The sequence below is a fragment of the Labrenzia sp. VG12 genome (genome assembly GCF_002237595.1).
GTDB lineage: Bacteria > Pseudomonadota > Alphaproteobacteria > Rhizobiales > Stappiaceae > Roseibium.
In genome coordinates this window covers 3,796,483-3,809,285 of record NZ_CP022529.1, presented here as the reverse complement: position 1 = coordinate 3,809,285, position 12,803 = coordinate 3,796,483, and the positions used below count along the sequence as shown (strand labels likewise).

12 protein-coding genes are annotated in these 12,803 nt (G+C 60.4%); 4 read left to right on the top strand and 8 right to left on the bottom strand.

The annotated features are described in order from the left end of the window. Positions 1-34 precede the first annotated feature (34 nt). Positions 35-475: a MarR family winged helix-turn-helix transcriptional regulator gene (locus tag CHH27_RS17570; protein ID WP_208988271.1), complete on the top strand. Its 441-nt coding sequence runs from the start codon at positions 35-37 to the stop codon at positions 473-475. A gap of 36 nt (positions 476-511) precedes the next feature. On the opposite strand, the gene CHH27_RS17565 is transcribed toward CHH27_RS17570, so the two are convergent. Both CHH27_RS17565 and CHH27_RS17560 read right to left on the bottom strand, forming a co-directional pair. After that, positions 512-1,963: a GntP family permease gene (locus CHH27_RS17565; RefSeq protein ID WP_094072731.1), complete on the bottom strand. Its 1,452-nt coding sequence runs from the start codon at positions 1,961-1,963 to the stop codon at positions 512-514. Next, positions 1,960-3,036 (bottom strand): patatin-like phospholipase family protein, encoded by a 1,077-nt coding sequence (locus CHH27_RS17560; protein ID WP_094072730.1) that lies wholly within the window; start codon positions 3,034-3,036, stop codon positions 1,960-1,962. The genes CHH27_RS17565 and CHH27_RS17560 overlap by 4 nt, the downstream gene beginning before the upstream one ends. 232 nt (positions 3,037-3,268) lie before the next feature. On the opposite strand from CHH27_RS17560, the gene CHH27_RS17555 reads away from it, so the two are divergent. After that, positions 3,269-3,700: a YqaA family protein gene (locus tag CHH27_RS17555; RefSeq protein ID WP_094072729.1), complete on the top strand. Its 432-nt coding sequence runs from the start codon at positions 3,269-3,271 to the stop codon at positions 3,698-3,700. Positions 3,701-3,961: 261 nt separating this feature from the next. Here the strand turns inward: CHH27_RS17555 and CHH27_RS17550 are convergent, their stop codons facing one another. From CHH27_RS17550 to leuB, 4 genes are all read right to left on the bottom strand, one after another. After that, entirely contained in the window at positions 3,962-4,351 is a 390-nt protein-coding gene (locus tag CHH27_RS17550; protein WP_094072728.1) for a VOC family protein, read from the bottom strand. Positions 4,352-4,434: 83 nt separating this feature from the next. Continuing rightward, entirely contained in the window at positions 4,435-6,609 is a 2,175-nt protein-coding gene (locus tag CHH27_RS17545) for a methyl-accepting chemotaxis protein (RefSeq protein ID WP_094072727.1), read from the bottom strand. A gap of 229 nt (positions 6,610-6,838) precedes the next feature. Continuing rightward, the gene (locus CHH27_RS17540) at positions 6,839-7,258 is read right to left on the bottom strand and encodes a hypothetical protein (RefSeq protein ID WP_094072726.1); all 420 of its coding nucleotides are present in this window, start codon (positions 7,256-7,258) and stop codon (positions 6,839-6,841) included. Positions 7,259-7,441: 183 nt separating this feature from the next. Further along, complete coding sequence (gene leuB, locus CHH27_RS17535) at positions 7,442-8,554, bottom strand: 3-isopropylmalate dehydrogenase (protein WP_094072725.1); 1,113 nt, start codon at positions 8,552-8,554, stop codon at positions 7,442-7,444. 135 nt (positions 8,555-8,689) lie between these two features. On the opposite strand from leuB, the gene CHH27_RS17530 reads away from it, so the two are divergent. Both CHH27_RS17530 and CHH27_RS17525 read left to right on the top strand, forming a co-directional pair. Next, complete coding sequence (locus CHH27_RS17530; protein WP_094072724.1) at positions 8,690-9,778, top strand: AraC family transcriptional regulator; 1,089 nt, start codon at positions 8,690-8,692, stop codon at positions 9,776-9,778. A 79-nt stretch (positions 9,779-9,857) separates the two neighbouring features. Then, on the top strand, positions 9,858-11,087 hold the full coding sequence (locus CHH27_RS17525) for a sterol desaturase family protein (protein WP_157738967.1): 1,230 nt from the start codon (positions 9,858-9,860) through the stop codon (positions 11,085-11,087). Positions 11,088-11,186: 99 nt separating this feature from the next. Here the strand turns inward: CHH27_RS17525 and CHH27_RS17520 are convergent, their stop codons facing one another. Together CHH27_RS17520 and CHH27_RS17515 are read right to left on the bottom strand one after the other, a co-directional pair. Continuing rightward, positions 11,187-11,960: a sulfite exporter TauE/SafE family protein gene (locus CHH27_RS17520; RefSeq protein ID WP_208988270.1), complete on the bottom strand. Its 774-nt coding sequence runs from the start codon at positions 11,958-11,960 to the stop codon at positions 11,187-11,189. Between the two features lies 1 nt (position 11,961). After that, positions 11,962-12,756, bottom strand: coding sequence for a helix-turn-helix domain-containing protein (locus CHH27_RS17515; protein ID WP_094072721.1), 795 nt, complete (start codon positions 12,754-12,756; stop codon positions 11,962-11,964). Positions 12,757-12,803: the final 47 nt, after the last annotated feature.

Here is a 12,803-nt window from a genome sequence, read left to right as displayed (position 1 = left end):
TTATATAGTGTGCTATCTAGTATATATGCAAGGCATGAGCTTCGAAAAAAATGCCTCTGCCGGTTATCTCGCCAACCATATGGCCCGCCTGTTTGCCGCGGGTCTGCAGCGCCGGATCAAGCCGCTTGGACTGGCGCCGGGTCAGTTTGCGGCCTTGCTGGCGCTTTGGGAAAAGGAAGGCCGGACACAGAAGGAGCTTGTTCAGCTGCTTGATATCGAGCAGGCAACGCTCGCGAATACGCTGGCGCGCATGGAGCGCGACGGGCTGATCCACCGCCGGGCGTCGGAAGAGGATGGCCGGGTGCAGGAGATCTTTCTAACGGATCGGGCGCGGTCGCTCGAAGCGCCGGCCAAGGACGCGGCGCTGGCAACCAATGCGGAGGCGCTCGAAGGCTTTTCCGATTCGGAACGAGACCAGTTCCTGGCGTTCATGCGGCGGGCGGTTGCCGGTCTGCAAAAGAATCAGGACCGGTGATCAGGGGGTAATCCACCACCTGGCCTGGTCGTCTTGTCAGAAACCGCCAAACAGGCTTGCCAGTATAATGATCGCCACCAGCGCGATGAACGGCACTAAGACGGCAGTGACGAAGATATCGAAGTAACTGTCCTTGTGGGTGAGCTGGGCAATGCCGAGCACCGTGATCACCGCACCATTGTGGGGCAGGGCGTCGAGCGCACCGGAAGCGACAGACGTGACCCGGTGCATGGCCTCCAGCGAAGTTCCGGTTGAATTGGCAAGGGCGACGAAGGTGCTGCCGAGCGCGTCAAGGGCAATGCTCATACCGCCCGAGGCAGACCCGGTCAGTGCGGAGAGCGTCGTCACCGACAGGGCAACGGACACCAGCGGATTGCCGTCGCTGACGGCGAGCAGGCCGTCCGTGACCTGGGTAAAGGCAGGCAGCGCCGCAATCACTCCGCCGAAGCCGACAAGGCTGGCCGTGTTGAAGATCGGCAGAACGGCGGCATCCGCGCCCTTGTTGAGGGTCTCTCGGATATCCGGAAAGCGCCGATAATTGCTGAAGATGAGAAACAGGATTGATGCGGTCAGGGCAACAACAATCGCCCAGACACCGCGCACGGCTTCAATGGAGGTGGAGCCGAAGAGCGGTTCCGCCAGATAGGCAGTTTCCAGGCGGGGAACGACAAATTCCACAAACAGGAAATTCACGGCCACCACGATCACGATGGGGGTGATTGCCAGCCAGAAGGACGGCAGGGTCCGAACCTGCTCGCTCGGCTCGATCTCGATGACATCGAACCCCTCGTTCTGGGCCTGGGCCCGCATGACGGTGTCCGGTTCCGGCATGGCATCATCATGCTGGCCATAGCCTTCTCCGGTGGCCATGGCGGAAGTGGCCCGCCGGTTGAGCCAGACCATGCCCAGGCCAAACATGATCAGGGCAGCGATGATGCCGAGGCCGGGGGCTGCAAAGGCTGTTGTGCCGAAATAGGGCATCGGGATTGCGTTCTGGATGGCAGGTGTCCCCGGCAACGCAGACATGGTGAAGGTAAAGGCGCCGAGCGCGATCGCGCCTGGAATAAAGCGCTTCGGAACACCTGCATCCCGGAACAGCGCTGCTGCGATCGGGAAGATGGCAAAGGCCACCACGAAGAGGGATACACCGCCATAGGTCAGGACGGCACAACAGATGACGACGGCCAGGATGGCATTGGCGGTGCCGAGCTTGCCGATGACCCAGCGGGCGATGGCTTCAGCCGCACCGCTGTCGTCCATCAGCTTGCCGAAGATCGCGCCCAGGAAAAACAGCGGGAAGAAGGCGAGGATGAAATCCGCCGTGTTGATCATGAAGACCTGGGTGAAGGCGGCCAGGGGAGACAGCCCTCCGGACAGAAGAACCGCAAGGACGGCCATGACCGGGGCCAGCAGCAAGAGCGTGATGCCTCGGAAGGCGAAGAACATCAAAAGCCCGAGGGGCAGCAAGATACCGAGCAAATCGATCATGACGTTTTGACATTCCTGTCGGTGCCCGGTTCGAGATGGGCAGGTTGAAGGCTTTCTTCGAAAAGGTCCCTAGGTCGCCAGCTTGATTCCCTGCCGATCTTGTCGCCGTTTTCCGACAGCCAGTTGTCTGCTGTCTGCCGACCGAGTGCATGCAGCTTCTCAAGGAAGGGGCGTTCGGCATTCAGCTTGCTGGAGGCGCCATACTGGGCGAGTTCGCTTTCCGAGCCGATCATGTGCAGATGCGCGTCGCGATAGGCGGCCCGGTCGAGACCTTCATGGTGGATCACTTCCCACAGAAAGCCGACCGAGCGGAGTTCCTTGATCAGGCTGCCGTTGAAGGTGATTTCGTTGAGCCGGTTCTCGATTTCCGCCGGCGTTGTCGGCACGCCGGGCCTTTCAAACGGATTGATCTGCACCAGGATGATGTCGCGGGCATCGGTCTCGTCGATCAGGGGAAACAGGGGCGGGTTGCCCATATAGCCGCCGTCCCAATAGGCCTCACCGTCGATTTCAACGGCCTTGAACAGGGTCGGCAGGCAGGCCGATGCCATCACGGCGTCGCAGGTGATGTCCGGTTGCCGGAAGATCTTCGGCCGTCCGGTCCGCACATTGGTGGCGCCGAGAAAGAGCCGGGCAGCACCCGACTGGTTGATGATGTCGAAGTCGAAGCAGTCGGAGACGATCTCGCGCAGCGGATTGATGTCCATCGGATTGAACTGATAGGGCGACAGGACGCGGCCAAAGATCTGCGATGCAAAATAGGACGGGGAGTAATCCAGGGTCCAGCGGCCGAGAAGCCTGTCCATCAGACTGCGGCGGATGGGGCTGTACCGGGACGAATCGCTGACGGCGTGCCAGTAGTCTGACAAGAGCTCCCTTGCCCGGCCCGGGCCGCCTTCACACAGGCCCTGCGTCAATGCAACGGCGTTCATGGCGCCGGCACTGGTGCCGGAGATGCCCTCGATGTCCAGCCAGTCCTCTTCCAGCAGCCGGTCGAGCACGCCCCAGGTGAAAGCGCCGTGGGATCCGCCACCTTGCAAGGCGATATCAACCTGTACGGATTTTCGGGTCATGACAATCCATCCCTGAAGTCCGGCTGGTCAGCCCCTTCAGAACCGGGCGCTGCACTCATCTCAGGTTGAAACAGTAGCCTTAACGCTAATCAGGTTAAACTGCGATTGTGTGACGCAACATGAACCATGCATGCATTTGACCGCTTCCCATGAGAAACGAATGAAACTAAGAGCAGGCCCATGAGTGCGGTGCCGACGTCAGAGGCGCTGCCAACCAGTTGAAAGCGGTTTCATGACAGGCAGCCTGGCCGGGCTTTTCGGACTTTCCTTTCTCGCGGCAACTCTTTTTCCGGCAGGATCGGAGCTGGGGCTTTCCGCGATGATCGTGGCAGGAACGGATCCGGTCCTCCTGCTTGTGGCCGTTGCCAGTCTCGGCAATACGCTCGGCTCCCTGGTGAACTGGGGCCTTGGGCGCGGTGCAGCGTCCTTTTCGGACGCGCGCTGGTTTCCGGTAACACCTGAGAAACTGGACAAGGCAACCGCCTGGTATCACCGTTACGGTCGCTGGAGCCTGCTCATGAGCTGGGCGCCTGTGATCGGCGATCCGCTGACGCTTGCGGCCGGGGTTCTGAGGGAGCCGCTCTGGAGTTTCACGCTGCTCGTCGCGATTGCCAAGACGGCGCGATATGTCGTCATCGCCCTGCTGACCCTGCAGATAATCTAGGCCGTTTGCCGCCTGCTTCTTCCGTGGCTTCACCACCTGCGCAAACCTCATCCTGAGGAAGCGCGGCAGCGCTGTCTCGAAGGACAGGCCACCTGCGCAGGTGTAAACGGCGGATCCTTCGAGACGGGCCTGGCGGTCCTCCGCAGGATGAGGCTGAAAATGTGGTGAGGATGGTGAGCGGGGACAAGGCAACCGGGTGCGACGGACGGTTTGGCGTGTGCGTGGGCCTCTTCGGACCAGGCGACAGAAGACCGGTCCGTCTCAAAAGTGCTGGATCAGATCCCACTTGTTGCCGAACGGGTCCTGAAAGACGGCGACCTTGCCATAGGCTTCCGTGCGCGGTTCCTCGAGAAACGTAACGCCCTTTGCCAGCATCGCCTCGTGGTCCCGGTCGAAATCGTCCGTCGACAGAAACAGGAAGACGCGCCCGCCGGCCTGATGGCCGATGCTTGCCTGCTGGGTGTCGCCTTCTGCCTGTGCCAGAAGCAGCCGGGTTTCCGAACTGCCTTTCGGGGCAACAAGGACCCAGCGCTTTGTTGCAGACAGGGTCGTATCCTCGATCAGGTCAAAACCGAGCTTTTCGACATAAAAGGAAATGCCTGCGTCGTAGTCGGGTACCACAAGTGTGAGGGCGCTGATGAGCTGTTTCATGAGGTGTCCTGCAACCGTTTTGGCTGCTTATAGACGGCCGCGCGGTCTCTGTCGCGCGGCGATGTTGTCCAGGACATTTCCGGTCAGGCCGCCTCGGAAACATTCCCCTCTCTCTGCTGTTGCCAGATCTGGGCCGACAGGAAGTCGTCGACTGCCTGGCTGAGCGTTGCGCTGACGTCCGAGAGATCCCGGGACAGCTGGTCGATGTCACCGGAGCTGCTGCGTGTCTGGTCGATCGACCCCTGCAGTCCGGCGACATTGCCGGCCGCCTGGGTGCTGCCATCGGCAGCCATCGACATGGCCTTGCTGATCTCGCCTGTTGCCGCGCCCTGTTCCTCGACCGCCGAGGCAATGGCCGTGGTCATTTCCTGAACGCTGTCCATGCGGGTGCCGATGGCGCGGATTGCTTCAACGGCCCGATGGGTCGAGGTCTGAACGGCGGCGACCTGGGCGGAGATCTCGTCGGTCGCCTTTGCCGTTTGCGTCGACAGTTCCTTGACTTCGGATGCCACCACGGCAAAGCCCTTGCCGGCCTCGCCGGCGCGCGCAGCCTCAATGGTCGCATTCAAGGCCAGCAGATTGGTCTGTTCGGCAATGTCGCGGATCATGGAAATCACCGCACCGATCTTTTCCGCCGATCCGGCCAGCGCTGTCACGTCACGGTCAGTTGCCTGGGCGGCGTCCGCCGCTTCCAGGGTGGTCGACAGCGCCTTGTCGGTGTGCTGGTTGATCTCCTCGATCGATATCCTCAGTTGCTCGGCGGCAACCGCGGAAGCCTGCACGCTTTCGTCTGACAGGCGTGAAGCCGACAGAGCGCTTTCAGCATCCACCGACGCGGTGCCGGCGGTTTCGACCAGTGTCTGTGAGGTTGTGTTCATGACCGAGCTGAGGGACGTCAGCTGTTCCTGGATGGTGGAAATCCGGGTCTTGAAGGTTTCAACGAGCTGATCGGTTTGGCGACGCCTGTCGTCTTCTTCGGCGCGCCGGGCCACCGCTTCTTCCTGATGAGCTTTGACTTCAAGCGCATTGTCACGAAAGACGGCCATGGCACGTTTCATGTCGCCAATCTCGTCCGCCCGGTCCGTGCCATCAATCTGCGTGTCCAGACGGTCGTCGATCAGGTCCCGGATGTTGCGTATGAGCTGGCCGAGCGGGCGCGTGATGGTCAGCGCAAGGCTGTATCCGCCGGCCATGGCAAAGATGAACAAGGCTAGGCCGGTGCCAATCATCCAGACTTTCAGGCTTGTCAGGGGCGCCATGGCTTCCGATTCCGATTGCATGGCAAAGACAGCCCAGGAGGTCCCGAGGAAATCGAGCGGTATGCCGGCCTGGGTGAAGCTGCTGTCGCGATGGCTGGAGCCGGTAAAGAGGGCGGGTGAACCACCGAGAACGGTTTCGGTCGCCGGGTGTTCAACCCGTGTGGCGAGGATGTCGTTGATCTCGGAAAACCTGGAATCGTTACGCAGCAGTTTGTCGTTGCCGACGATGATGGTCTCGCCGGTTGCGCCAAGACCTGCCGAACGGCTCATGATCGTGTTGATCCGGTCGATCGGCATCTGAAAAACCAGCACACCGATCGGTGAACCATCTTCCTCGATGCGTTTGGCAATGAAACTTGCCGGGGCGCCGTGGCTTGGCGCGTAGGCTTCGAAATCGAAGAAATGATTGCTGCGCGTGCCGCCCCTGGCTGCTGCCCGAAAAGCCTTGCCCAGATCCGTGTCGGCCCAGGGGCCGTCACCGCTGAAATTGGTCGCAAAATCCTCTTCCTTGAAGACCGTGTAAACCAGGTCGCCTTCAAGGTTGAACAGGAAGATGTCGTAGTAACCACGCTCGGTCAGAAACGAGCGGAACCAGGGATGAAAACGGGCATGAACCGCATCGTAGTCTGTGCCGGTGTCTGCGGCGTCAAGAAGGTGCTTCTGTCCCAGCGGGTTGGGGTTATCCGAGATATAGGCGGTTTTCAGCCTTGCCGTTCGATCACCTTCGATCGCCTCGAAGGCTTCCGAAAAGGCCTGCGTGGCCTGCAAGGTGAATGGTAAGTCGCCGACGAGCAGGAGATCTGCCTCGATGGCCGCGAGATAGTCCGACAACTCGGTGACGCGGCTCTGGGCGATGGCTTGCAGACGCGTTTCCGTCAGCTGACGGATTTCCTTGGCGGCGGAGAAATAACTGCTCAGACCGATCCCGGCGCCGACACTCAGCGCAACTCCCAATATGGCAACCGGAATCTTGTAACGAATGGAAAGACTATTCCACATGGAACCCTCCAGATTTCAATCTAGGGTTCATGAATGAAGTTAATGCATGTTTAAATCAGAAGTTGAGGTGACTAAAAATTATGCAATTTTTCTGATTTGAAAAAGGAAAAATTGACATGGGATTTTCAATCGCTGCGTCAATTTAAAGTAAAATCCGTGACTTGCAGAAAACGATATCATCGAAAACTTAGCGTTAGATAAAAATACACACTGTTTTTATTGTCATTGGTCATTGTGCGCGCCGATAGACCGAGATGTTCTTGAAGCTCGCAACATCTACCAGATGTACGGTCTGCGTCACCGTCAGGGTTCGGCCATCTTCGGACAGTTCCCGTTCCGCCTTCATGATGGTCAGGCCGCCGCGGCGGGCTTCCGAGACGAGGTTCCTGTCGCCCTGAAACACCAGCCGCATGGCATCGACAAGGCCGCTTTTGCCGAGCTTGACTTCGGGCCCGTCGGGGACCGCCTCGAAGGTGTCGTTGGTGACTTCGCCGTCCGCAGCCACCTGGTTCATGGTGAAGATGGCCATGCCGAAATTGTCTTCGATCTTCAGCGTTGCACTTTTCGGCGGCTCACCCTGTTCGAAGTCGCTGTCTTCGGTGTCAAGGATCCAGGTGCCGAGAAAGGGCGCGAGTTTGTCTTCGTTCATGGTATCAATTGGGTCCGAATTGAAAGGCCGCCAACGGGATACCCTCCGGATCAAGGGCAGTTCAACCGAAATCGACCGGTCAGCGAAAAGTTGACCGCAAAAGGCCAAGCGCCCCTCCGCTCGATGGAGCGAAGGGGCGCTTGTGGTTCAAACTTGAAGGGGGCGGAAACCGCCAGCCCGAATTCAGGCGCTGAGAGCGTCAAGCTCGGCAACAATGGCATCGCCCATTTCGGACGTCGTCACGGTTGCCTGGCCTTCAGCGGCGATGTCTTTCGTGCGCAGGCCCTTGTCGAGGGCGTTGGCAATTGCCTTGTCCAGCTTGTCGGCGGCCTCGACTTCCTCGAAGGAGTAGCGCAGGGCCATGCCGAAGCTGGCGATCATGGCGATCGGGTTGGCGGCGCCTGTGCCGGCAATGTCAGGTGCCGAGCCGTGCACCGGCTCGTAAAGCGCCTTGCGCTTGCCGGTCACGCCGTCCGGGGCGCCGAGGGAGGCGGAGGGCAGCATGCCAAGCGAACCGGTCAGCATGGCGGCCACGTCCGACAGCATGTCGCCGAACAGGTTGTCCGTAACGATGACGTCGAACTGTTTCGGCCAGCGCACGAGCTGCATGCCACCGGCATCGGCGAGCATGTGTTCCAGCTGAACGTCTTCATAGCCGTTCTTGTGGGTCTGGGTGACGACCTCGTTCCAGAGCACGCCGGATTTCATGACGTTGCGCTTTTCCATCGAGGTTACCTTGTTGCCGCGGGTGCGGGCAAGTTCGAAGGCGACGCCGGAAATGCGTTCGATCTCGTAAGTGTCGTAAACCTGCGTATCGACACCGCGCTTCTGGCCGTTGCCCAGGTCGATGATTTCCTTCGGCTCACCGAAATAGACGCCGCCGGTGAGCTCGCGCACGATCAGGATGTCGAGGCCTTCGATGATGTCCTTCTTCAGGGACGAGGCATCGGCTAGCGCCGGGTAGCAGATGGCCGGACGCAGGTTGGCAAAAAGCTGCATGTCCTTGCGCAGGCGCAGAAGACCTGCTTCGGGGCGGACTTCATAAGGAACGTCGTCCCATTTCGGACCGCCAACGGCGCCGAAAATGACCGCGTCGGCCGCCATGGCCTTGGCCATGTCTTCTTCGGAAATGGACTGGCCGTGGGCGTCATAGGCAGAGCCGCCCACGAGGCCTTCGTCCGTTTCAAAGGCCATGCCGCCCTTTTCATTGAACCAGGCGATGACCTTTTTCACTTCCAGCATGATTTCCGGGCCGATGCCGTCGCCCGGCAGCAGCAGAAGATTTTGAGAAGCCATGGACGCTCCATCCCGCATTTGTTTTAAACCGATGCGTTGGGTTAGCGCGTCGGCCCCCGTCTTTCAAGGCAAGCCAGTTGCGAAGAACTCAATGAAGACCTACGCAAAGGTCAAGAACGGCACGAAAGGTGGGGCATGTCGCTGGCCATTGAGTTTGCATTGCGCGGGGGTGCCGCCGGGATCTGCCTGCTGCTCGGCGTCCTGTGGCTGGCAGAAGGGCGCAGTCTGACAGCCCGGCTGGGTGCGGCCTTCACGCTGATCACCTGTTGCTACATTCTTGCGTCCTCACCGAGCTCGCTGGACCTGTTCGGTTCCTTTCAGCTGGTGCTGGGCGTGATCGCCTCCTTTGGGTCCGTTGCCTTCTGGCTGTTCGCGCGTGCTCTCTTCAGGGACAGGTTTCGTCTGAGGCTGCCGGACGCGGTGCCGGCAGCCATCATCGCGCTCTGCCTCACCGTCAAGATCCCGAGGGATGGCGGGTTTCTCGATGATGCCGCGGCCGTCATTCACGGCGCGACCATCTATGCGATGCTGTTTCACGTGGTCTTCCTGGCTCTTCGGGGCTGGCAGGGGGACCTCGTTCCGGGGCGGCGCGCCTTCCGGCTCGCCGTCGCGACACTGATCCCGCTGATCTCCGTGATCACGACAACAGCGGAAATCGCCAATCGCTGGACCGAGCTGCCGCCCCTTCTGATAGACCTGCATCCGGTGGTGCTGTTTTCCGTCACCTTCGGATTTGCGGTCTGGGGTCTGCGCGTCAACAGGGAGCTGTTTCCGGCCGAAGGCAGTCTCAAGTCCGCGCCGCCCTCGCAACCTGTCGTCCGGGAAAAAGCAGGGCAGCTCAGCGCACCTGACCGGATCGAACTGGATAAGGTACTGGACCATATGGAGCGCGGCGGGTATCGCGAGGAGGGCCTCACGGTCGGCAAGCTCGGAACCGGGCTCGATATTCCCGAACACCGGTTGAGGGTTCTGATCAATCAGGGGCTCGGCTATCGGAACTTCACGGCCTTTTTGAACAGCTACCGTCTGCGTGAGGCGGAGACTATTCTTGGCGATCCGAACCAGGCCCGGGGCCAGATCGTGCAGATCGCGCTGGAGCTTGGCTATGGTTCTGTCGGCCCCTTCAATCGTGCCTTCAAGGCCGAAACGGGCATGACACCGACCGAGTACCGGGCCGCCAGGCTCGCCGATCTTGAAAAAAGAGCGCCGAAACCGAAAAAATAGCGCTGCTTTTGCAAGTGGCGCGCGCTGCAGCGGCGTCTTGCGGACAAGTGCTCCATCGATCCTCTTGATGGAGACAAACATGCATCCGCTCAACGACATTTTTGTGCAATCTGCAGCGATCTTTCTTGAGCTCGCGACCAGCGAGTTCATGCGTTACATCCTCGCCGCTGCCGGGCTGCATTTGCTGCTCAGTACGCTGTTGAAACCGCTGGTGCGGCGGCGCAAGATCCGACCCGCCTGGCCGCCGAAAGGGCAGGTCCGGCGGGAAATCCTTGCCTCCATCCGATCCGTTCTTGTCTTTTCAATGCTCAGTCTCGGCGCAGTCTGGGCGGTCAAGGCCGGCTGGACGCAGGTTTACCGCGAGGCGGACGCCCATGGCTGGTTCTATTTCGGCATTTCGGTGTTGGTGCTGATTGTCGGCCATGACACATGGTTCTACTGGGTGCATCGGCTGCTGCACGACAAGCGGCTCTATCAGGGCTGGCACCATCTGCATCACCGCAGCTTCAACCCGACACCGTTCACCGCCTTCGCCTTCAACACGGGCGAGGCCTTTCTGCACGGGCTCTTTACGCCGCTCCTGATCCTGGTGCTGCCGGTGTCCTATCTCGCGCTGTTCGTCTTTTCGGTGCACATGATCGTGCGCAACACGGTCGGCCATTGCGGGGTTGAGCTGTTTCCGGCAACACGCGGCGGCAGACCGCTTCTTGGCTGGCTGACCACCGTCACCCACCATGACCTGCACCATGCTTCCCCGGGCTGGAACTACGGTCTCTATTTCACGTTCTGGGACCGTCTGATGAAGACGGAACATCCGGATTACCTGAAACACTTTTCAGCGGCCGTACGGGCAGAGCCCATGAAGCGCGCAAAGCCGGTGGCGCTGTCGATCGCAATTGCTGCTTCCGTCTTCTGCGCGGCCGTGCTCTCCGGATCCGGTCGTGCGGAGGCGACTGAAACCGCCGCCCTGGAGACGATCTCCGGGCGTTGGGTGACGGAAGGTTATGGCGCCGTGGTGCGGCTGCAACCTTGCGACAAGGCGCCGATGGAACTCTGCGGCCGGCTTGATTGGATCTGGGATCCGGCATCAGGCTCTTACCTTGGCATGGAGATGTTGTCTGGGTTTCGGTTGCAGGGCGCGGAATGGCGGGATGGCGAAATCACCATCCCGGGAAAAAACCAGGTCTTCCGCAGCACCATCAAGGTGCTTGACCACAACACGCTGAAGGTCCGGGGCTGTGCACTGGTTGTCTGCCGCAAGCAGACCTGGCGGCGTCTTGAGAGCCTGCCGCATATCGGGCTCAGGTGAGGTCGCCAGCGAAACTTTTGAATCTTGGTCATGCCTTGGATTGCAGCGACAGGCCTGCAATGACGAAGGTGGAGGGGATGTCGTACGCGCGTAGCGTGGCTACCCGCCCAGCCAGCCGCGCGCGGCCTGCCAGAGGAGATTCAGGGCGAGGGCCGTCATGACCCATTTGAAGCCGGTCTTGAAGGTTGCCTCGTTCATCTTGCCGAGCAACCGGCTGCCGGCCAACGTGCCAAGGAAGCCGCTGGCGATCATCAGGACGATCAGTCCGGCCCAGGGCGCAAAGGCGAACCCTAGCAGGCCGAAGGCGATGATCTTGAAGACATGCATGGTCAGCGCGGTGATTGCCTGGTTGGCAACAAACTGGCGCCGTTCCAGTCCGAGGGTCGACAGAACCGCACCGCCAATCGGTCCGGATGCGCCGAAAAACATGGAGAGAAACGTGGAGAGAAAACCCGCCACAGCCATGGCGCGCTTCCGGGCTTTGGCGAGTTTCGGCGGTTTGCCCCAGACGACCCAGAGCACAAACAGGCCGATCCCGGTCCTTAAGACCTCGGAGGGCAGTTCAATCGCGATGGAACCGCCGAGCGCCGCACCCAAAACGGCGCCGGCTGAAAACCAGAGCGCAATCAGCCAGTCGACATGCCTCAGCTGCACCAGCGCGCGGCCGGCATTGGAGCCGATCTGGACAACGCCATGAACCGGGACGAGGGCATTCGCAGGCATCACGGTGGCCATGACCGCGATCATGGCGATGCCGCCGCCAAGGCCGAGGGCGGCTGTCAGCGCCGAGGCAAAGAAGCTGACCACAACAAGCAGCAGGCTGGCGGCGACATGAAGCTCGGCCGGAAACAGCGAGAGACCCAGTTCGCTCACGTCACGACCATCTTTTCTTGGCGTAGTTGATGGCCTCGCGCACATCCAGCTTGCGGGTGGAATTGCCGCTGCGAATATAGAGCACGGAGGCCTTGTTCTCCTCCATGTAGACGGCGCGCGGCGCCGGGCGGATGATGATCATGGCAACATCCTTGCCGTCGACCTTGGCGAACACCGTGTGGAGATAGGGGCACAGGTCACCGCCAAGGGATCTGGAAACGATGTCGTTGACCGTGCGTTCGAAGGCGTCGAGGTCGGGGCTCTTCAAGGTGGAGAGGTCCTTGTCCAGACCCAGGGGGCGGCCGGCATCGTCGACCCCGATCAGCAGGTTGCCGCCGTCACCGTTGAAAAAGCCGGCAAGCGTCTTGGCAATCACCTTTTCAAGGCCGCGGTTGATCCGGTTTTCCTGAACATCCCAGCGCAGCGACGACTTGAACTCGACCCGGTCGGTTTCACCCCTTTTCAAGAGTTCAGGGATGAGTGCGGTCTGTTCTTCCCGCAGGGACTGATAGGCCTGCGAGGTGCGCAGGTAGTTGCGGGAGAAGACGCCGAAGGCCAGACCGACAACGGCTCCTACCAGACTGTAGGCGAGCGCATCATCGAAGTGGCGCGGCAACAGCAGCAGCCAGAGCCGCGCGGAAAGAACTTCCGGCAAGGTTGGCGCGGTTTCAGAGAAATCCGTCAACTCCCACCAGAACACCACAAGGTACAAGGGATGGATGACAAGAACACCGACGATTGCGCCAACCAGGACATAGGTCAGCAGAAAGGGAAGCTTGAAAGGAGACAAGGACATTCAGTGAGCCTTGGAAGACGCTCGAAAGACGCTCAGCTCGTACCCGA